The sequence below is a fragment of the Kitasatospora sp. NPDC005751 genome, assembly GCF_040630835.1.
In the GTDB taxonomy this organism is placed as follows: Bacteria; Actinomycetota; Actinomycetes; order Streptomycetales; family Streptomycetaceae; genus Kitasatospora.
In genome coordinates, this window is the sequence record NZ_JBEXYC010000014.1 from 124577 (window position 1) to 142991 (window position 18415).

Sequence of the window (18415 nt, forward strand, 5' to 3'; positions counted from 1 at the left end):
CCCCGGCCGGGACGGGGGAGTCTGCCAGTTACTCCACTCGTCTATCCGATCCGGCGCCAGCCGCCGGGCGTGCCCGGCTCCGTCACCGGGGCCGGGCCGAAGTCGTACCGCGGCCCGTCGGGCCCGAAGGCGAGCAGCGAGATCGAGGACGAGCCCCAGATCCGCCCGTCGCCGAACTCCCGCCGCTGGACCAGCGCGGCCGGATCGTCGAGCGCCAGGCCGTCGCCGGAGACGATCGGCAGCCAGGCGCCCCAGGCCTGCTCGGTCGTGGCGGGGCCGGGCCGCGGCGCGGGCCGGACGGCGGCCCGGAAACGGGCCCGGAAGTGCGCGGCGCGGGCGGCCATCAGCGAGCGGACCAGTTCGGACGCGGTCCGGTCCGCCGCCAGCCCCTCCGGTCCGTCGTTGAGCACCACGCTCAGCCCGACCGGCAGGTCGCGTTCCGCCAGGATGCTGCCGCCCCAGCTCAGTACCCGTGCGCCGGCCCGGCCGGCGAGGACGAGGTGGAACGGGTCGTACCGCTCCAGGTCGACGCCGGCGAGGCCGCCGTCCCGCAGGGCGATCAGCGGCAGCTCCCCGCGCGAGAGCCGGGCCCGGGCGGGTGCCATGGCCCCGAAGCCGTTCAGCAGACAGGCCGCGGCCGGCCCCGCGGTGCCCGGCTCCGTGGCCCCGGGCACCGCGGCCCCCGGTTCGATGGCGAGCCACGTCCCGCCCGCCGCCAGGTCGAGCCCGCCGACGGCCGCCGGGTGCGCGGGCCAGTGGTGGTCCGGCGGGGACCACCGCCGCCCGGCGTACTCGTCCCGCACCGACAGCAGCAGCACGGGCACCGATGCCGACGGTTCGATGCTGACGAACGCGGTACACACGATCCTGGCCCCCTGACCTCGCCCACCCCGGGCGGCCCGGCTGTACCACCCTCCCCGCGATCCTCGCACGGTCGTTCGGATCCGGGCAGGTCCGGGCCCTCGCCCTCCGGCGCCCGCCGTGCCACACTCGGGCGAGCCGCCCGAGGGCCTGCCCTGACCGTGAAGTGGCCCACGATCTCTCGGCCCGAATGTGCCAGGGAGCCAGTCCAGTCGGACCCTAGGCTGGCCGGTATGACGACGAACGACAACGCCACCGTGTCCGCCCCCGAGCAGCGGATCTCCCTCCCCGACCTCGCCCCCGAGTTCTACCGGGCCATGATCGCCCTGGACCGCGCCGCCCGGCAGGGCGTCGACCCCGTCCTCGCCGAGCTGGTCAAGGTGCACGCGTCGATGCTCAACGGCTGCTCCTTCTGCATCGACATGCACGCCACGGACGCCCTGAAGAACGGCGAGCAGAACCACCGGCTGCTCTCCCTGCCGGCCTGGCGGGAGACGTCCTGGTTCACCGCCAAGGAGCGGGCCGCCCTCGCGCTGACCGAGTCGGTCACCCTGCTGACCCAGGGGCACGTGCCGGACGCCGTCTACCAGGAGGCCGCCGAGCACTTCGAGCAGGCCGAGCTGGCCCAGCTGATCGCGCTGATCATCGCCATCAACTCCTGGAACCGGATCGGCGTCACCTCCCGCCTCAGCCCCGCCGCGAAGTAGGGTGCCCGGCATGACGACCACTCAGCACGAGCTGGCCCGAGCCCTCCACGCCCTGCACCGCCCCGGCGAGCCCCTGGTGCTCGCCAACGTGTGGGACGCGGTGGGCGCCCGGCTGGTCGCCGCCGCCGGTGCCCGGGCCGTCGCGACGGCCAGCGCGAGCGTCTCCTGGACGCTCGGCAGCGCGGACGGCGACGCGGCCGACCGCGCCGAGGTGCTGGCCCAGACCGCGCTGATCGTGCGCTCGGTCGCGCTGCCGGTGACGGCGGACCTGGAGAGCGGCTTCGGCGCGACGGCCGCCGAGGTCGGCGAGACCGTCACCGCGCTGCTCGGCACCGGCGCGGTCGGGGTGAACCTGGAGGACGGGGGGCGCCCCGCCGCCGAGGCGGCCGAACGGATCGCGGCCGCCCGGGCCGCCGCCGACACGGCCGGCGTCCCGCTCTTCGTCAACGGCCGCACCGATGTGTTCCTGAAGCAGCTCGGCGACCCGGCCGGCCGGCTGGACGAGGCCGTCGACCGCCTGCGGGCGTACGTCGCGGCCGGCGCGGACGGCGTGTTCGTGCCCGGGGTCGCGGACCCGGAGACGATCGCCGCCCTGGTGGCCGCAGTCCCGGCGCCGCTGAACGTCCTGGCCGGGCCGGGCTCACCGTCGGTACCGGAGCTGGCGAAGCTCGGCGTGGCCCGGGTCAGCCTCGGGCCGGGCCTGGCCAGGGCGGCGTACGCGGCGGTGCGCCGCGCCGCCGAGGAGGTGTACTCCGAGGGGACGTACACCGCGCTCGACGGCGGGCTCACCTACCAGGAGCTGAACGCCCTCGCGCAGGGCTGACCCGGAGCCGGCGTCCGGACCCGACCGCGAAGTCGGCGACGGACGCCGGCCGCTGTGCGCCCCGAGCGGCGCGCAGCGGTGGCGGCCGCTTCGGAAGGAGAGCCGGGAGAGCCGGGCGAGCCGGGCGAGCCGGGAGAGCCGGGAGACCACGGGGCCCGGGAGCCACAGGGGAGCTCCCGGACCGCCGGGTCCCCGCGCCGGACCGCTCAGCCGATCTGCCCGCTGAGGCCCGGATGGGTCAACTGGTTGGTGCCGATCGCCTCCACCTCCTGCGCGGCGTGACCGACCAGCGGGAGCTTGCCGGCCTCCTTCAGGGCGAGGTCGCCCGGGGAGAGGGTGAGGCCGCTGGAGAGCCCGTCCAGGGCGTCCGGCGACGTGGCGGTGGAGGTCGTGGCCGACGCGGCCGGGGCGGCCAGGGCGAGGCCTGCCATGGTGAGGGCGGCCAGGGTGGCGAGTTTCTTCATGGAACCCCCAACGACCCGGCCGCCCTCAGGTCACCGCGGCGGCGTCAGACCGTCACCCGCAGCGTCCGCACGCTGTTGCTGATGAACGACCCGATCGGCTCCGGCGCGGGCCCCTCGGCCAGGGCGATCCCCGGGAAGCGGTCGAACAGGTACCGCAGCGCGGTCTCCGCCTCCATCCGGGCGAGTCCGGAGCCGAGGCAGAAGTGCGGGCCGTGGCCGAGCGACAGATGCCGGTTCGGCTGCCGGGTGATGTCGAAGCGGTCGGCGTCCGGGTAGTGCGCGGCGTCCCGGCCGGCGGACGCGTAGGAGGCGAGCAGCGCCTCGCCGCGCCGGATCACCACGTCGCCCACCGGGATGTCCTCGGTCGCGTACCGCAGTGGGAACTGCCCGACCGGCGAGTCGTACCGCAGCGTCTCCTCGACCACCGCGGACCACGGCTGCTCCCCGTCGAGCACCAGCCGCAGCTGCTCGGGGTGCGAGAGCAGGGCACGGACGGCGTTGGTGATCAGGTTGAGGGTGGTCTCGTGCCCGGCCACCAGCATCAGCAGCAGCGTGCCGACGAGCTCCTGCTCGCTGAGCCGGTCCCCGGACTCGCGGGCGGCGATCAGGTCGGTGGTCAGGTCGTCGCCGGGTTCGGCGCGCTTGGCCTCGACCACGGAGGCGAGCAGCGCCTGGAGCCCCCGCTGGGCGGCGATCGCGGCGGCCGGGGTGGCGGAGCTGGAGACCAGGGTGTCGGAGAGCTCGTGCAGTTCGTCCTGCTGCTTGGGCGGCAGGCCCAGCAGTTCGCCGATGACCTGCATCGGCAGCGGGTAGGCGAAGTGCTCGCGCAGGTCGAACGGGCCCTCCAGCCCGGCGAGGTCGTCGAGCAGCGCCCGTGTGCGGGACTCGACGGCGGGCCGCAGTTCGGCGACCCGGCGCGGGGTGAAGGCCTGGGTGACCAGGCCGCGCAGCCGCCGGTGGTCCTCGCCGTCCACGGTGATCATGCCCGGCACGGTGACGAAGTTCAGCAGCGGCCAGCCCTCGGGCAGCCGGCCCTCGGTGAAGGCGGTCCAGAGCTGCGGGTTCTTGCCCACCCGGGGGTCGGCGAGCAGCTCCTGGAGGGTGTCGTGCCGGGCTATCGCCCAGACCACCACCCCGCCAGGGAGTTCCACCAGGACCGCCGGGCCGGCCTCCCGGAGCCGGGCGTTCTCTCCGTGCTGGTCCCGTCCGAAGGGGTCGAGCCGGATGGGCTCGGGTCGGTGGCCGGGTCGGTCGAGCTCAGGGGCGGCGGTGTCCATGACGGCCTCTCGGGGGCTGGCGGGCGGGGCGGGGTGAAGGCGCTGTAGAGCACCGGCAGGCTGACCAGGGCGCGTGACCAGGGCGACCGGCGCCAGGCCAACTCGCTGGGCGGTACGGCCAGTTGGAGATCGGGAAGGCGGTGCAGCAGGGTCTCGACGGCGGTCTCGACGATGATCCGGGCCGGGTGCTGGGCCGGGCAGACGTGCTTGCCGGCGCCCCAGGCCAGGTGCGCCCGGTTGCCGCCGAGCGAGCCGTGCGCGGCGGCCGAGACGCCCTGGGCGGCCGGGTCGGCGTTGGCCGCGGCCAGGCCGAGCACGAGCATGTCGCCGGCGCTGATGTACTGGCCGCCGAGGACGGTGTCGCCGGTCGCCCACCGGCCGGGGAAGTTCTGCGTCGGCGGGTCGCGCCAGAGCACCTCCTCCAGCGCGTCGGAGACGGTGAGCCGGCCGCCGGTCAGGGTGGCCCGGAACCGGCGGTCGGTGAGCAGCAGCCGCAGGGTGTTGCCGGTCCAGTTGATGGTGGTCTCGTTGCCCGCGACCATCATCACCACCAGGTGGTGCACCGCCTCCTCGTCGCTGAGCGCGGCCGGGTGGGCCAGCAGCCAGGAGGTGAGGTCGGCCCCGGGCGTGGCGCGGCGGCGCCGGACGAGGTCGACCAGGATCGCCTGGAACTCCGCGCTGGCGCGCACGGAGTCCTTGCTGCTGTCGACGAAGTGGCTGATCAGCCCGACCAGGTGCGGTCCGGCCTCGGCGGGCAGTCCGATCAGCTGGGTGAAGACCAGCAGCGGCAGCCGGCGGGCGTACTGCGCGATCAGGTCGGCGGTGCCGTCCGGGCCCCAGCTGTCGATCAGCGCGTCGGCGGCGGCCTCGGTGGTCTCGCGCAGCTGGCGGTGGTCGATCTCGGCCAGCGTGTCGGCGACGGCGGCGCGCAGCCGCTGGTGCTCGGCGCCGTCCAGGTTGAGCAGGGTGGGACGCCAGGCGGTCATCGGCAGCAGCCGGGAGTCGGCGGCCAGCCGGCCCTCGGCGGGGACCCTCCAGCGGCGCGAGTCCTTGGAGAACAGCGCCTCGTTGCGGGTGAGTTCGAGCAGTTCGGGGTAGCCGAGCACGAGCCAGGCCTCGACCCCCGGCTCCAGCTCGATCGGCGCGACCGGGCCGTACTGGGCCCGCAGCCGGGCGTACAGGCCGTGCGGGTCGTCGGCGACGGCGGCGCCGTACAGCCGGGGCAGCGGCACCCCGGCGGGCAGGGTCCCGGCGGCGTGCGCCGGGCAGCCGGGGGGTGCGGACAGCTGCCCGGCGGACGGCGGAACGGCCGTGCCCGGGTCGGGGGTCGTCATCGCTGGAGCTCCAGTACGGCGGTGGAGTGCAGATGGTCGACGAAGTCGATCAGCAGGTCGTACGCGGCCCGGCGGTCCCGGGCGTCGCAGTACAGGATCGGTACGTCGGGCAGCAGGTCGAGGGCGGAGCGCAGCTCCTCCTCGGGGTAACTCGGGGTGTCCGGGAAGGTGTTGACGGCGACCGCGAACGGGATCCGCTGCTCCTCCAGCCGGCCGAGCACGTCGAAGCTCTCGTCCGGGCGGCGCAGGTCGACCATCGCGATGGCGCCGAGCGCGCCGCGCGACAGGTCGTCCCAGAGCGGCCAGAACCGCTGCTGCCCGGGGGTGCCGAAGAGGTAGAGGGCGAGCCGGGGGTTGAGCGTGATCCGGCCGAAGTCCAGCGCGACCGTGGTGGTGGTCTTGCCCGGCCGCCCGGTGAGGTCGTCGATGCCGCTGCTGGCGGCCGTCATGGTCTCCTCGGTGCGCAGCGGCGTGATCTCGCTCAGTGCGCCGACCAGGGTGGTCTTGCCGACCCCGAACGGGCCGGTGACCAGGATCTTCACGGCGCCCTGGACGGACGGCGGCAGGTACTGGGGCTCCGGCGCCGAGGGCTCGGCGGTGCGCGGGTCAGCGGAGTTGGCGGAGGCCAACGAGCACCTCTTCCAGGAGGGTTGCGGGCAGGCGTTCGGCCTGCGGGACGGGCGGGAGCACCTGGACGGCGCCGAGGTCCCAGAGGTCGCCGACCAGCACCTTGACGACGCCGAGCGGCAGCCCGAGGTAGGCGGCCACCTCGGCGACCGACAGCAGGCTGCGGCAGAGGTCCAGGATGCGCTGGTGCTCGCGGTTGAGCAGGGCGTCCTCGGGGAGGTCGGGCCGGTCGGGTAAGGCGCTGACCAGGCTCTCGACGGCGAGCGCGGACCGGGTGGGCCGGCTGCGTCCGCCGGTGATCACATAGGGCCGGACCGGCCCGTTCACCGCCGGCCCCCCGCCGCGTGATCGACGCGCGGCGGGCTGGTGAGGTGGCTGCCGATCCGCTCGACGAGGACCTGCATCTGGTAGGCGACCAGGCCGGCGTCGACCGCCTCGCCGGTCACCACGGCCAGGTGGGCCCCGGCCCCGGCGGCGACCACGAAGAGGTAGCCGCCGCCGTACTCGATGACGATCTGGCGGGTGGCGCTGCCGTGGCCGCCGAAGCCCTGGGCGACCCCGCGGGCCAGCGACTGCAGGCCCGAGCAGGCGGCGGCGAGCCGCTCGGCGTCCTCGCGCAGGATGCCCGCGCTGCGGCCGATCTCCAGGCCGTCGTTGGACACCACGACGGCGTGCTGGACCTCGGGGACGGAGATGATGTCGGCGAGCAGCCAGCCGAGGTCAGGGGTGGTGGTCATGGAACTCTCCGAAGCGCTGGGGGAGCTGGGGGGAAGCGGGCAGGGAACGGTGGGGCTGGGCCTGCGTCCGGGCGGCCGACCGGCCGTCGGCGGTGCCGGCCTGGAACATCGCCATGAACGCCCGGGCATCCTGCGCCGACCGGTAGGGCGGGGCGGGCGCCGGCGGGGGAGCGGCCGGCGAGGCGTGGCGGTTGGAGCGGTCGCGCCGGTGGCTCCGGCGGGGCAGCGGCGGCGGAGCGGCGGGGCCGGCCGGCGGGGTCTCCACCAGGGGGTGTGCGGGGGTCCGCGGATGTCCGCCCGGGTAGGGGGAGGCCGGGTTCCGGTGGGGGTCGGCCGGGAACGCCGGGTCGTCGGGGCCGAGGCCCGGGACGGTCGGCGGGAGCGGCTCGGTGAGCAGCGCGTTCGGCAGCAGCACCACGACCCGGACCCCGCCGTACGGGGAGGGCGCCGAACTGAGGGTGACCCGGAACCCGTACTGCTCGGCGAGCCGGCCGACCGCGGCCAGGCCCAGCTGCGGTACCTCGCCGAGGCGGGACACCTCCAGCGAGGTGCCGCCGGCCAGCGCCGAGGCCGCCTTGGCGACGGCCGGCTCGGGCATCCCGACGCCGCCGTCGTCGATCTCGACGACGGCGCCGTTGTGGACGGGCATCAGCGTGACGAACACCTGGGTGCTGGGCGGTGAGTAGCGGGTGGCGTTGTCCAGCAGCTCGGCCACGGCGTGGATGAGCGCCTCGGCGGCGGCGCCGACCACGGCGGTCTCGATCCGGCTGCGGACCACCACCCGCTGGAAGGGCAGGATGCGCGACTGGGCACCGCGCACCACGTCCTCCAGCGAGACCGGTTCGGGCCAGTGCCGCCCGGCCCGGGCGCCGCACAGGACGGCCAGGGTCTGGGCGAGGCGGGCCTGTTGGGCGGCGGCGTGGTCGGCCTTGAGCAGGCCCTCCAGCAGCGCCGGGTCGTCGTGGGTGCGCTCCATCTCGTCGAGCAGGGCCTGCTGGTCGTGGGCCATCACGAGGATCCGGCGGGCCACGCTGAGGAAGGCCCGCTGGGTGGAGGCGTTGAGTTCCTGCTCCTGCTGGACGGCGGCCAGTTCGCTGCCCCGGCGGGCGAGTTCGACGGCGAGCTGCTCCTGGAGGCGGGCGTTCTCGCGCTGCTGCCGGTCGGCCCGGCGGCGCTGGGTGACGGAGACGGCGCGGTAGCGGGCGGCGGCCACGAGGGCGAGGGCGGCGAGAACGCCGGTTGCCGTTGCACACCACTGAGTCATCGTCACGCCGCGAATTCTAGGGTGATGATCCTACGAAGGTGTGAACGGATCTCGCCAAGTGACCGGATCTCGTCAATATCCCGTCCATACGACGTCAATCCGACCTGCTTCCGGCCCGGCCGCGCCCCGCCCGGGGCCGCTCCCCCGGCCCCGTCGGAGGCTCACTGAACCGGCGAACTCCGGTGCAGCAACAGCAGAGCGACGTCGTCCGGCCGGGAGCGGCGCTCGGTCACGTTGAGGGTCAGCAGGTCGGCGAGGCGCTCCAGGGCGGCGGCCGGGCCGAGCCGGACCGGACCGGCCTGCCGGGCCCACAGCTCCAGCCCGCCGAGCATCCGCTGCACCGACTCGTCGTAGTCCTCCTCGCGGTCCTCGACCAGCCCGTCCGTGTAGACCAGCAGCGTCTCGCCGACCGCCAGGTGCCCGACCGTCAGGTGGTACGGCTGCCCCGGGTCCACGCCCAGCGGTGGGCCGCCCGGCAGGTCCAGCTCGACGGCCGGGGCGTCCGGCGCGATCCGGACCGGCGAGGGGTGACCGGCCCGGGCCGCCCGGACCGTCCCGTCTGCGGGGTCGAGGGTGAGGTAGAGGCAGGTGGCGAAGAGGTCGGTGTCGAGTTCGGACAGCAGCCGGCTGGTCCGGGCCAGGGTGGCGGCCGGGTCGTGGCCGTCGGTGGCGTACGCGCGCAGACCGCTGCGCAGCTGGCCCATCACGGCGGTGGCCTCGGCGTTGTGGCCCTGGACGTCGCCGATCACCAGGCCGATCCGGCCGTCCGGCAGCCGCAGCAGGTCGTACCAGTCGCCGCCGATCTGCATGCCCTCGGTGCTGGGCAGGTAGCGTGCGGCGCTGGCGATCCCGGGCAGCCGGGGCAGGGTGCGCGGCAGCATGGCGCGCTGCAGCTCGGTGGCCCGGTGGTGGTGGGTGTCGTAGAGCCGGGCGCGCTCCAGGGACTGCGCCAGGATGCCGGCGAAGGCGGAGTAGAGGGTGCGGTCCTCGCGGCCGAAGACCCGCTCGGTGGAGAAGGTGATCAGGCAGGAGCCGACCTGTCGCCCGGAGGCGACCAGCGGCAGCACCGCCCAGGACGCCGGGGTCAGTGGCCCGCCGCCGGGCCGGGTGGTGGCGGGCTCGCTGAACAGCGGGGCGGAGCGGGCCAGCGAGTGCTGCATCACGCCCTCGGAGAGGTCGGCCAGCCGGGTCAGCTCGGTCCGGCGCGGGCCGCCGTACACGGTGTGCGAGACGGGCAGCAGCCGACCCTCGTCGACCAGGTCGAGCACGATGCTGGCGGCGCCGAACGCCGGCCGGGCGACGTCGGTCACCGCGGTGGTCACGTCCCGGACGGTGACCGCGCGGGACAGCGCGCGGGTGAGCGCAAGCAGCAGTGCCGAGCGGGCGCCGGCCGCCGGGGCGCCGCCGCCCGCTCCGCCGCCGGCCGCCTCCTCCGCGGGGGCGCCCCCGCGGTCCCGGTCGGCCAGCAGCCCGGCGACCCGGACCGGCCGGCGGTGCACGTCCAGCATCACCTCGCCGGTCTCCTCGATCCGGATCACACCGCCGTCGCGGCGCGGCACCCGGTACTCGATCCGGTACGGGCCGCCGGTGGCGAGTGCCTCGGCGAGGGCGGCCTGGACGTCCGGGAGGTCCTCGGGATGGACCAGCCCGTCCAGGTCGGGTGCGGTGGGCGGGCCGTCGGGCGGCACGGGGCGGTCGACCACACGGTAGGCGGTGGCGTCCCAGAAGGTCTCGCCGGTCACCAGATCGCGCTCGAAGGCGCCGTGCCCGGCGGACCGGACGGCGAGCGAGAGCATCGGGTGGGCCAGTGCGGCGGACCGCCCGTCCGTACCGGCCTCGCCGCCGGGCCCCGGGTGGGCCGTCCCGGCCGGGCGGGTCTCCGCCCGCGCGCTGTCGAGCAGATGGGCGAGCCGGTGGGCGCAGGCGTCGCCGAGCGTCTCCAGCACGTCCAGATCGCGGCGGGGGACGGTGCCCCGGTGGGCGAGGGCGAGGGCGAGCACGCCGACCGGCTGTTCGTCGACGATCATCGGCAGGGCGATCAGCGCGACCATTCCGGTGCCCATACCGGCATTGCGGTTGGGATAGTCGACGCTGGTGCGCTCCGGGCTGAGCAGGTACGGGCGGCGCAGTCGCAGGGCCATCGCGGCGGGCAGCTCGCTCGCCGGATCGATGACGCCGTAGCGCTCGTGGACCCAGTCGGGCAGGCCGTGCGAGGCGGTGAGCCGGAGCATTCCGGCGCTGTCCAGCAGGTAGAGCGCGGAGCCCTCACCGGTGATCCAGCCCGGGCCCTCGGCGAGCACGGTCCCGAGGAGTTCGGCGGCGGTGGTGCAGCCGAGCAGTAACCGGACACAGCGCATCGCGCTGCGCGCGGTGGGGCTGCTGCGCGGGGCCCGGCTCTCGTCCTCGGAGGGGGGAAGCCACGGTGAGGTCAGGTCCATGGGATTTCCCGGCCTTTCCGTCGCCTTGTCGGGCACCCAATTCTTCATACCTCATTTCCGATGCCGGTGAAGGGTGACCCGGACGGCGCACCGGTGCCGGGGTGCGGACGCCGGTGGTGCCCTGCCCGGCCGCTCCGACCGGGTGGTCCGCCGTGGTCCGGCCGACCCGCCGCGCGGGGTGCGCCGGGTGCGGCGCCCGGCCGGGGGAACTCACGGAGCCGGGCGCGCGGTGGGGGCGGGGCTCAGGCCCCGGGCCAGTTCCGGAGGCCGCCGGTGAGGAGGGTGATCAGGCGGTCCTGGGTGTCGGAGAGGTTCTCGGCGAGCTGGAACCCGCCGCCGATCGACAGCGAGGCGAAGCCGTGGGCGACCGAGCGGACGGTCCGGGCGGCGTGGACGGCCTCGGAGCCCTCCAGCCCGTAGCCGCGGAGCACCGCGAGGATCGCCCCGACCAGCCGGCCGCCCGCCCTGGCCAGGTCGTCGTCCGGCTGCGGGGCCTGCGGCAGCGCGGTGTACCGGTGCGGGTACTCGGTGGCGTAGCCGTGGTAGGCCCGCAGGACGGCGGCGACGGCGTCGTCCCCGCCGCGGCCGAGGGCGGCCTCGGCGAGCCGGTCGGCGAGTTCCTCGGTGACCCGGACGGCGATCAGCCGGCGCAGCTCGGCGAGTCCGCCGCTGACGTGCTTGTACAGCGAGGGGGTGGCCACCTTGGCCCGTCCGGCGACGGCGGCCAGGGTGAGGGCCTCGGGGCCCTGTGCGTCGATGAGGGCGAGGGCGTGGTCGACGACCTGCTCGGGGGTCAGTCCGACTCGGGGCATGGTGCGGTCTCCGTGGGCGAGGTAGCGGGCGGGCTCGGGCCGGCGCGGCGCGGAAGGGCGGGCTCAGGCCAGCTCGGCGAGGAAGGGCAGCAGGGCGTCGGCGGTGGCCTGCGGCCGGTCGGCCATCGGGTAGTGCCCGGAGCCCTCGATCATCACCTTGCGGCCGTTCAGCGCGGCGGCCTGCCGGTCGGCGACCAGCTGGGGGTCGGGGAAGTCGGGGTCCTTGGTGCCCATCAGGACCAGCGCCGGGCAGCTCACGGCGGCGGTCCAGCCGTTCGGCGCGGAGTCCCCGCGCACGTAGCCCCGGGTGGCCTGCTTGCGGCCCGGCGTGCGCATCGCGGCGACCAGTCCGTCCACGTAGGCGTCGAAGTCGGCCGGCTTGGGGCCGGGGTACGCCATCTTGCGGTGGTAGAGGCCCCAGGACGCGGGCGAGTGCACCAGCAGGACGCCCATCACGCCGAACATCGCGCGCTGCAGCGCGTTCGGCGGCGGGTTCTCGACGAAGGCGTCCACCAGGACGATCCCGGCGACCCGTTCCGGCGCGTCCCCGGCCACCTTGACCACCGTCGCACCGGCGTAGGAGTTGCCGACCAGCGTGGCGCGGTCGATGCCGAGGTGGTCCAGCAGGGCGAGGACGTCGGTGGCGATCGCGGCCGGCGTGTAGTCGTCCCAGGCGATCGAGGACTCGCCGAAGCCGCGCAGGTCCAGGGTGATCACCCGGTGGCCCGCGGCCACCAGCAGCGGGCGCAGGTGCCGGTACGCGGCACGGCTGTCGAGCATCCCGGGGAGCAGGACGAGGGGGGCGCCGTCGCCCTGCTCGGTGTCGTCGAAGGCCAGCCGGCCGCCGGGGAGGTCGAGGTACTGGGTGCTGGGGGTGAAGGTGCCGGGCATGGGGGCCTCCTCGGTCCGCGGGGCTGTCGGCGTTGCGCCGATAGCCATAAAGCTAAGGCTAATAGCCTTAGCCGTCAAGCCCTCGACCGGTCGGACCCCCGGGGCGGCCCCGGTGCCGCGGCTCAGACCCCCTCCACCTTGAACGGGTCGTGCTCGGCGAGCAGCTTCTCCAGCCGCGCCTGGTCCACCCGGGTGACGATCTCGTTGGTCTCCTGCCGGTCCCGGATCACCTTGGCCAGGGTGAAGGCGGAGGTGACGGTGTAGAGCAGGCCGACCGCGAGGAAGGCGCGGGTCCAGCCGCCGACCGGCAGATAGGCGATGCCGACGGCGAGGGCGCCGCCGGAGAGGGCGAAGGAGAGGACGGCCTGGAGGTGGTACGCGGCCGTGGTGCGTGACTGCATCGGTGCGTTCATGGCGCCAGGATGGCCGCGCCGGGAGTGCCGCACATGAGTAGGAGTACTCAAGTGGGGGACCGTTCGTTGACGTCCCCTCACGTTCGGTGGTGTCAGTTGCCGTCGATCCGCCCAAATCGCCCATCAGGTCACGTACCGCCCGGGTAGTATCCGGTTGTCCCGAACGGACGGCTTGGAATCAGAGGCTCCTAGGATTAACGTTTGATAACGCAGCGCGGTTCGTAACGCCGTACCCAGACGGCACCGTGCGCCGTCGCCTAATCCCGCCGGCCGGCCTCCGGGCAGGCCAGGGAGCCGGGGAACCATGTTCCTTGGGGTGAATCGGCCGGGCCCAGGCCCAGCCGTAGGAGACCTTCCTGCTCCGAACCCGTCAGCTAACCCGGTAGGCGCGAAGGAAGGAAAGGAGCGCGCCTCCGTGGCGTCGTCGCACTCTCCGGCACACCTGCCCGGCTCCCCCGCCGGCACCCAGCTGCTCGACCACCCCTGGCCGCCCGCCCACCCGGGCGAGTTCGGCGGGTCCGGCGCCGAGACCGGGCCGCAGGCCCCCGACAGCAACCGGCACCGGATGCCCCGTCAGACCCGCGGCACCGCCCCGCTGCTCGGCGTCACCGCCGTGGCCGCCACCCTCGGTGCGACCGGCTTCGCCTCCGCCACCCCGGCCGCCGCCCCCGCCGTCGAGGTCCCGGACGAGACCCCGGTCGCGCTCGCCGCGGACCCGGGCCTCGCGCTCGCCGCCCGGATCCAGCAGCAGGCCGACAGCCAGCGCACCGCCGCCGAGGAGGGCGCCCGCCTGCAGGCCGCCAAGGAGGCCGAGGTCAAGCGCGCGGCCCAGCAGCAGGAGGCCAAGCGGGCCGCCGAGGAGGCCGAGAAGGCCAAGCTCGCCGCCATCGAGCTGCCGGTGCGCGACTACCACCTCTCGGCCCACTACGGCCAGAGCGCCTCCTACTGGGCCCACCTGCACACCGGCCTGGACTTCGCCGCCGACACCGGCACCCCGGTCTACGCGGTCGGCCAGGGCACCATCACCTCGGCCGGCTGGGCCGGGTCGTACGGCTACCGGATCGTCGAGACGCTGCCCGACGGCACCGAGATCTGGTACTGCCACCTCTCCTCGATCATCAAGGGCTCCGGCAAGGTCGTCCCCGGCCAGCAGCTCGGCAAGGTGGGGGCCACCGGCAACGTCACCGGCCCGCACCTGCACCTGGAGGTCCGCCCCGGCGGCGGTGCCCCGGTCGACCCGGAGAGCTGGTTCGAGCAGCGCGGCGTGACCCCCTGACCGGCGTCACCTTCTGACAGCCCGCCGCGGTGCCCCGGTCGTCGTCACGACGGCCGGGGCACCGTCGCGTCTCAGGCCCCGGCGGCCGCGTCGGCCCCGTCCGGCCGGTCGGCGGACCCGTGCACGTGCCCGTCCCCGGGCGCGTAGCCGTACTCGTCCCCGTACTCGTCCCCGTACTCGTCGTCCCCGTACTCCCCGGCCTCCTCCGCCTCGCCGGGTGCCCCGGGCAGCTGCGCCAGGTACGCGTCGATCTCCTCCTGGCCCGGCTCCGGGGCCAGCTCCGGGAACTCCTCCACCAGCAGCCGCGGCAGCCCCGGCACCGTCCACTCGCCGAAGAGGTCCAGCGCGGCCTCGACGGCGGCCTCCTCGAACGCCCCGAAGTCCCCGGCCAGCTCGTCGGGCATCGGCCGGCCCTGCGCGGTGAGCTCCTCCAGGTTGCGGTAGCTGCGCCGCATCAGCCCCTGCTCCAGCAGCCGCCGGGCACCGTCGGTGGCCATCCCGACGCTGAGCGGCCGGGCGCCGTCCCAGCCCCCGTCGTCCACCGGGTCCAGCGCGCCCGTCGCCTCCAGCCGCTCGTAGGCGGCCGCCCGGTCCTCCGGCGCCAGCTCCCGGAACGCCTCCAGCCAGGCCCGGACCGTCGCCCCGTCGGCCGGGTCCACCCCGTCCGCGCGCAGCAGCAGCGTGTACAGCCGGGGCCAGGTCACCAGGTCGGCGCGGCGCAGCAGCCCGGCGGCCACCTCGCCCTGCCACTCGGCCTCCGCGTGCAGCCGCTCCTGCCGCTTGGCGTTCAGCCGCTTCGCCGCCCGCTGGTGGTCGATCAGCAGCCGCACCGCGGCGCCGTACGCCAGCGGGTCCTGCTCCGGCTCGGGCTGGACGTACAGGTAGAGCCGCTCGTACAGCAGTTGTTCCACGGCGTCCGAGGTCAGCTCCGGCCAGCCGTCACGCATCCTGCCCTCACCCAGCTCCAGCAGCGCCAGCACCGCCCGCACCGGCGCCTCGGCCACCGGCGGGTGGCCGTGCGCCTGCGCCCAGGCGAGCAGTTCGGCGGTTTTGGTGCGCGGGGCGAGCCGCAGGTCTTCTTCTTCCATGTCACGTAAGGTAACCGGAAAGCCCGGGTAGGGTCGGCAGGCATGGTCCCCGTCCGACTCACCGGCCCCCGCCTGGCCATCCGCGAGTTCCACCACAGCGCCGCCGACGTCGACGCCCTGTACGCGGTGTTCGGCGACCGGGAGGCCACCCGCTACCTCCCGTTCGAGCCGCGTGACCGCGAGGACTGCGCCGACCAGATCGAGCAGTACCTGGAGGAGGCGCAGCAGGACGAGCGGACGGTCTACCGGCTGGCCGTCACCCGCCGCGCCGACGCGGACGCCCCGTCCCGCGCCGTCCCGATCGGCAACGCCGCCCTCACGCTCGGCGGCCACCGCAGCGCCGACCTCGGCTACGCGCTGCGCCCCGACACCTGGGGCAACGGCTACGCGGGCGAGATCACCGGGCTGCTCTGCGACTTCGCCTTCGGCCCGCTCGGGCTGCACCGGCTGGTCGCCCGGGTGGACGTGGAGAACACGGCCTCGGTCCGGGTGCTCACCCGGGCCGGCTTCCGTCTGGAGGGCCGGATCCGGCACGACGTGCACCTGCGCGGCTGCTGGCGCGACTCCTTCCAGTACTCGCTGCTCGCCCACGAGTGGCCCCGGGTGGGGGGTTAACCCCCGGCCCGCTTCACGGGGGAGCCGGATGTCCGCCCGGCCCGGCCTTTGACAGGGTTGTGACGTCAGCCCGGCACGCCACCGAGAAGGACCCGAGGGCCATGAGCAGCAGCCTCAGCACGCAGCGCAGCGAGTACGACCGCGACGACGCGGTACGGCGCACCGAGGAGCCGCCGTACGCCTGGCGGGCGCCGTTCTCGTCCTACTACTACCGGGAGCTCGGCTTCACCCTCACCGCGGTGCCGGTGGCCCTCGCCGGGTTCGCCTTCGCCACCACGCTGTTCGCCTTCGGTGTCGGCACCCTCGTCACCGTGCTCGGCATGCCGGTGCTGGCCGCTCTGACCGCCGGGGCCCGGGGCTTCGGCCGGCTGGAGCGGGCCCGGGTCCGCGGCATGCTGGCGCTGGACGTGCCCGGCCCGAAGCCGGTCCGGGCGCGCCGGCCGGGCAGCTGGGGCGCGATCACCGCGCGGCTGGTGGACGCGGCGGGCTGGAAGGCCGTGCTCTACCAGGTGGTGATGCTCCCGTGGGCGCTCTTCAGCTTCGTGATGTCGCTGACGTTCCTGCTGGTCGGCTGGACGCTGGCGCTCTACCCGCTCTACCACTGGGTCTACCCGAAGTACGTCGGCTGGCGGGGCTTCCGGGTGTTCGACTACTACGACGGCAACGGCGTCGAGCACGTCTACTACGTCGAGGGGCCGCTGCAGATCGCCGGGCTCTCGCTGCTGGGCTTCGTGTTCGTCTTCCTGACCCCGCAGCTGGTGCGCGGCCTGACCAACGTCAACCGGCTCGCCGCCCGGGCCCTGCTCGGCCGCTGACCGGCCCACCCACCGCCCCACCGCCCGGCCCCACCGGCCCCGCCCCGCCCCGGACGCTCCGGGGTGCGGGCGGGGCCGGCCCGTGGTCCGATGACCGCATGGCCGCCCCGACCGACCTCGCCGCCGACGTCCCGGTCACCTCCCGCCCGCTGGACGAGTACTGCGCGCTGTTCGACCTGACCCGGGCCGGGCTCGCGGCCCTCCCCGGGCCGGTCCTCGACTGCCCGGGCGGCGCCGCCGGGCTCGCCGCCGAGGCACGCGAGCTGGGCTGCCGGGTGATCGCCACCGATCCCGCGTACGCCTGGCCGGCCCCCGAGCTCGCGGCCCGCGCGCTGGCCGCCCGCGCCGCCATGGCGGCCGCGATGGCCGCCCGCCCCGAGCTGTACCCGGCGCCCCACCACCGCCCGGCCGACCGCTACCTGCGCAGCTGGGACCGGGCCCGCCGGCTGTTCGCCGCGGACGCCGCCGCCCACCCGCAGCGGTACGTGGCCGCCGCGCTGCCCCGGCTGCCGTTCGCGGACGACACCTTCGCGCTCACCCTCAGCGGGTTCCTGCTGTTCGTCTACCCCGAACTCTTCGGCCCCGCGCAGCAGTTGGCCGCGCTGACCGAGCTGGTCCGGGTGACCGCCCCCGGCGGTGAGGTCCGGGTCCACCCGCTGAACGACGCCGCGGGCCGGCGCTGCCGGCACCTCGACGGGCTGCGCCGCGCGCTGGGCGAGCGCCGGATCGCCAGCGAGGTCCGCCCGCTCCCGGCCGGTGCGGGGCGACTCGGCCGGGTCCTCGTCCTGCGGGCCGCCGACCGCCGGCGCCGGGGCGGCTAGCCCGGCTGCCGCTCCGGCCGGTCGGTCTCGGGCGGGCCGACCGGCTGCCCGGCCGGCGGGCCGACCGGACCGGTCTGCTGCGGGAGGGTGACCTGCGGGGGGAGCGGAGCCGGCGACTCCAGCCGGGAGAGGATCTTCTCCGCCAGCCAGCTCCGGTCGGAGCCGTACGGGATGCCGTCCGGCGCCACCAGCCGGCCGGCCACCGCGTCCCGCAGCCGCTGCGCCTGTGCGGCCGGCAGCCAGGAGAGCAGGCCCCGGGCGGCCAGCAGCGCGTGGTACTGCTCGAAGCCGGAGCGCGGGTGCTCGATCGCCTCCAGCACGCTGGTCAGGTCGGCCAGCGCGGGATCGCCCTGCATCAGGGCGAGCGCCTGGATCCGCCGGTCGTCGGCGCCGTCCGCGAACAGCTCCCGGACCCGGTCCGCGGTGAGCGCCGAGCGCCGGGCCGTCGACCGGACCTCGGCCATCACGCTCTCCGGCCCGGTCGTCGCGTTCGACGGCGGCAGGCGGGCCGGGTCGTCCGCCCGGCCGGTGCTGCCGCCCAGCAGGCCCAGGTGCTGCATCGCGCGGACCCGCAGGTCGTCCGCGCCCACCTTGTCGCCCCGGAGGTCGCGGTCCTGGCCGGCCAGGAAGAGGTCGAGCGCCTGGTCGGCGCCGGAGAGCACCCGGGGCAGGGCGAGCCGGGTCACCAGCCAGCCGGTCAGGAAGCCGAGAACGAGGAAGTAGAGGACCAGCGCGGCCGCGAAGGGGGCCGCGCCCTCGCCGCCGCCCAGCGCGGGGGCCAGCGCCGCGCCGAGCTGGTGCAGCCGCTCGCCGAGCGAGCCGAGCTGGGTCAGGCCGACGCCGAGCAGGACCTTGGTCAGCCAGTCGGAGACCTGCTCCAGATTGGTGTTCGGGGCGTAGGAGCCGTGCGGCTCACCGGCCGGGCCACCGCGCGCCCGGGGCACGCCGAACAGGAAGCCGAGCGCGCCGCCGAGCACCGCCGAGGCCCCGGTCACCACCAACCCGCCGCCCAGCGCCTGCCAGCTGTGCGCCCGGTCGAGGGAGAACAGCACCAGGCCGAGCGCTCCCACCCCCACGAGCGCTCCGGCCGCTCCCCGTTGTGCCGTTCGCAGGGCCGTCGTGCCCCCGGTCCGCCGCGTCCTCGCCATCGCC

At 75.4% G+C, this 18415-nt stretch carries 20 protein-coding genes and 1 riboswitch; of the genes, 6 read left to right on the top strand and 14 right to left on the bottom strand.

Annotated features, from left to right (window positions below; all coding sequences use genetic code 11):
- Positions 1-41 precede the first annotated feature (41 nt).
- Positions 42-863, bottom strand: coding sequence for an NRDE family protein (locus tag ABZ497_RS16500; RefSeq protein ID WP_359805714.1), 822 nt, complete (start codon positions 861-863; stop codon positions 42-44).
- Between the two features lie 231 nt (positions 864-1094).
- Between ABZ497_RS16500 and ABZ497_RS16505 the strand changes: the two genes are divergently transcribed.
- Positions 1095-1568 (top strand): carboxymuconolactone decarboxylase family protein, encoded by a 474-nt coding sequence (locus ABZ497_RS16505; RefSeq protein ID WP_352291176.1) that lies wholly within the window; start codon positions 1095-1097, stop codon positions 1566-1568.
- Between the two features lie 10 nt (positions 1569-1578).
- A complete protein-coding gene (locus tag ABZ497_RS16510) occupies positions 1579-2391 on the top strand; it encodes an isocitrate lyase/phosphoenolpyruvate mutase family protein (RefSeq protein WP_359805717.1) in 813 nt (270 codons plus the stop codon).
- Positions 2392-2597: 206 nt separating this feature from the next.
- Here ABZ497_RS16510 and ABZ497_RS16515 read toward each other — a convergent pair whose 3' ends face one another.
- The 11 genes from ABZ497_RS16515 to ABZ497_RS16565 form a co-directional block, all read right to left on the bottom strand.
- The gene (locus tag ABZ497_RS16515; RefSeq protein WP_359805719.1) at positions 2598-2855 is read right to left on the bottom strand and encodes a hypothetical protein; all 258 of its coding nucleotides are present in this window, start codon (positions 2853-2855) and stop codon (positions 2598-2600) included.
- A gap of 44 nt (positions 2856-2899) precedes the next feature.
- On the bottom strand, positions 2900-4006 hold the full coding sequence (locus tag ABZ497_RS16520) for a cytochrome P450 (RefSeq protein ID WP_359805722.1): 1107 nt from the start codon (positions 4004-4006) through the stop codon (positions 2900-2902).
- Positions 3970-5466, bottom strand: a complete 1497-nt coding sequence (locus ABZ497_RS16525) for a cytochrome P450 (RefSeq protein WP_359805725.1) — start codon at positions 5464-5466, stop codon at positions 3970-3972. The genes ABZ497_RS16520 and ABZ497_RS16525 overlap by 37 nt, the downstream gene beginning before the upstream one ends.
- Positions 5463-6095, bottom strand: coding sequence for an ATP/GTP-binding protein (locus ABZ497_RS16530; protein WP_329489052.1), 633 nt, complete (start codon positions 6093-6095; stop codon positions 5463-5465). The genes ABZ497_RS16525 and ABZ497_RS16530 overlap by 4 nt, the downstream gene beginning before the upstream one ends.
- Positions 6073-6420, bottom strand: coding sequence for a DUF742 domain-containing protein (locus ABZ497_RS16535; protein WP_329489053.1), 348 nt, complete (start codon positions 6418-6420; stop codon positions 6073-6075). Before ABZ497_RS16535 ends, ABZ497_RS16530 begins: the two co-directional genes overlap by 23 nt.
- Entirely contained in the window at positions 6417-6830 is a 414-nt protein-coding gene (locus ABZ497_RS16540; RefSeq protein WP_329489055.1) for a roadblock/LC7 domain-containing protein, read from the bottom strand. Before ABZ497_RS16540 ends, ABZ497_RS16535 begins: the two co-directional genes overlap by 4 nt.
- The gene (locus tag ABZ497_RS16545; RefSeq protein WP_359805776.1) at positions 6814-8094 is read right to left on the bottom strand and encodes a sensor histidine kinase; all 1281 of its coding nucleotides are present in this window, start codon (positions 8092-8094) and stop codon (positions 6814-6816) included. Before ABZ497_RS16545 ends, ABZ497_RS16540 begins: the two co-directional genes overlap by 17 nt.
- A gap of 161 nt (positions 8095-8255) precedes the next feature.
- Positions 8256-10532 carry a SpoIIE family protein phosphatase gene (locus tag ABZ497_RS16550; protein WP_359805730.1) on the bottom strand — a complete coding sequence of 759 codons (2277 nt, stop codon included), beginning with the start codon at positions 10530-10532 and terminating at the stop codon, positions 8256-8258.
- Positions 10533-10774: 242 nt separating this feature from the next.
- Positions 10775-11344: a WHG domain-containing protein gene (locus ABZ497_RS16555; RefSeq protein ID WP_359805733.1), complete on the bottom strand. Its 570-nt coding sequence runs from the start codon at positions 11342-11344 to the stop codon at positions 10775-10777.
- Between the two features lie 63 nt (positions 11345-11407).
- A complete protein-coding gene (locus tag ABZ497_RS16560; protein ID WP_359805735.1) occupies positions 11408-12235 on the bottom strand; it encodes an alpha/beta hydrolase in 828 nt (275 codons plus the stop codon).
- Between the two features lie 122 nt (positions 12236-12357).
- Positions 12358-12648 (bottom strand): YiaA/YiaB family inner membrane protein, encoded by a 291-nt coding sequence (locus ABZ497_RS16565; protein ID WP_329489059.1) that lies wholly within the window; start codon positions 12646-12648, stop codon positions 12358-12360.
- 244 nt (positions 12649-12892) lie between these two features.
- A riboswitch (cyclic di-AMP (ydaO/yuaA leader) is annotated at positions 12893-13051 on the top strand.
- A gap of 12 nt (positions 13052-13063) precedes the next feature.
- Between ABZ497_RS16565 and ABZ497_RS16570 the strand changes: the two genes are divergently transcribed.
- Complete coding sequence (locus ABZ497_RS16570) at positions 13064-13924, top strand: M23 family metallopeptidase (RefSeq protein WP_359805738.1); 861 nt, start codon at positions 13064-13066, stop codon at positions 13922-13924.
- A 71-nt stretch (positions 13925-13995) separates the two neighbouring features.
- Here ABZ497_RS16570 and ABZ497_RS16575 read toward each other — a convergent pair whose 3' ends face one another.
- A complete protein-coding gene (locus tag ABZ497_RS16575) occupies positions 13996-15012 on the bottom strand; it encodes a hypothetical protein (RefSeq protein ID WP_359805741.1) in 1017 nt (338 codons plus the stop codon).
- Positions 15013-15054: 42 nt separating this feature from the next.
- Between ABZ497_RS16575 and ABZ497_RS16580 the strand changes: the two genes are divergently transcribed.
- The 3 genes from ABZ497_RS16580 (at position 15055) to ABZ497_RS16590 (ending at position 17263) form a co-directional block, all read left to right on the top strand.
- Positions 15055-15627, top strand: coding sequence for a GNAT family protein (locus ABZ497_RS16580; protein ID WP_359805743.1), 573 nt, complete (start codon positions 15055-15057; stop codon positions 15625-15627).
- 101 nt (positions 15628-15728) lie between these two features.
- Complete coding sequence (locus ABZ497_RS16585) at positions 15729-16442, top strand: sensor domain-containing protein (protein ID WP_359805745.1); 714 nt, start codon at positions 15729-15731, stop codon at positions 16440-16442.
- Positions 16443-16540: 98 nt separating this feature from the next.
- Positions 16541-17263, top strand: coding sequence for a class I SAM-dependent methyltransferase (locus ABZ497_RS16590; protein WP_359805747.1), 723 nt, complete (start codon positions 16541-16543; stop codon positions 17261-17263).
- Here the strand turns inward: ABZ497_RS16590 and ABZ497_RS16595 are convergent.
- Positions 17260-18339 carry a hypothetical protein gene (locus ABZ497_RS16595; protein WP_359805750.1) on the bottom strand — a complete coding sequence of 360 codons (1080 nt, stop codon included), beginning with the start codon at positions 18337-18339 and terminating at the stop codon, positions 17260-17262. The genes ABZ497_RS16590 and ABZ497_RS16595 overlap by 4 nt on opposite strands.
- Between the last annotated feature and the right edge of the window lie 76 nt (positions 18340-18415).

Bases quoted from the DNA above. Each gene is read 5' to 3' on its own strand.
- ABZ497_RS16505 (WP_352291176.1), top strand. From the start codon at position 1,095: ATGACGACGAACGACAACGCCACCGTGTCCGCCCCCGAGCAGCGGATC.
- ABZ497_RS16510 (WP_359805717.1), top strand. From the start codon at position 1,579: ATGACGACCACTCAGCACGAGCTGGCCCGAGCCCTCCACGCCCTGCAC.
- ABZ497_RS16515 (WP_359805719.1), bottom strand. From the start codon at position 2,855: ATGAAGAAACTCGCCACCCTGGCCGCCCTCACCATGGCAGGCCTCGCC.
- ABZ497_RS16525 (WP_359805725.1), bottom strand. From the start codon at position 5,466: ATGACGACCCCCGACCCGGGCACGGCCGTTCCGCCGTCCGCCGGGCAG.
- ABZ497_RS16540 (WP_329489055.1), bottom strand. From the start codon at position 6,830: ATGACCACCACCCCTGACCTCGGCTGGCTGCTCGCCGACATCATCTCC.
- ABZ497_RS16545 (WP_359805776.1), bottom strand. From the start codon at position 8,094: ATGACTCAGTGGTGTGCAACGGCAACCGGCGTTCTCGCCGCCCTCGCC.
- ABZ497_RS16550 (WP_359805730.1), bottom strand. From the start codon at position 10,532: ATGGACCTGACCTCACCGTGGCTTCCCCCCTCCGAGGACGAGAGCCGG.
- ABZ497_RS16555 (WP_359805733.1), bottom strand. From the start codon at position 11,344: ATGCCCCGAGTCGGACTGACCCCCGAGCAGGTCGTCGACCACGCCCTC.
- ABZ497_RS16560 (WP_359805735.1), bottom strand. From the start codon at position 12,235: ATGCCCGGCACCTTCACCCCCAGCACCCAGTACCTCGACCTCCCCGGC.
- ABZ497_RS16565 (WP_329489059.1), bottom strand. From the start codon at position 12,648: ATGAACGCACCGATGCAGTCACGCACCACGGCCGCGTACCACCTCCAG.
- ABZ497_RS16575 (WP_359805741.1), bottom strand. From the start codon at position 15,012: ATGGAAGAAGAAGACCTGCGGCTCGCCCCGCGCACCAAAACCGCCGAA.
- ABZ497_RS16580 (WP_359805743.1), top strand. From the start codon at position 15,055: ATGGTCCCCGTCCGACTCACCGGCCCCCGCCTGGCCATCCGCGAGTTC.
- ABZ497_RS16585 (WP_359805745.1), top strand. From the start codon at position 15,729: ATGAGCAGCAGCCTCAGCACGCAGCGCAGCGAGTACGACCGCGACGAC.
- ABZ497_RS16590 (WP_359805747.1), top strand. From the start codon at position 16,541: ATGGCCGCCCCGACCGACCTCGCCGCCGACGTCCCGGTCACCTCCCGC.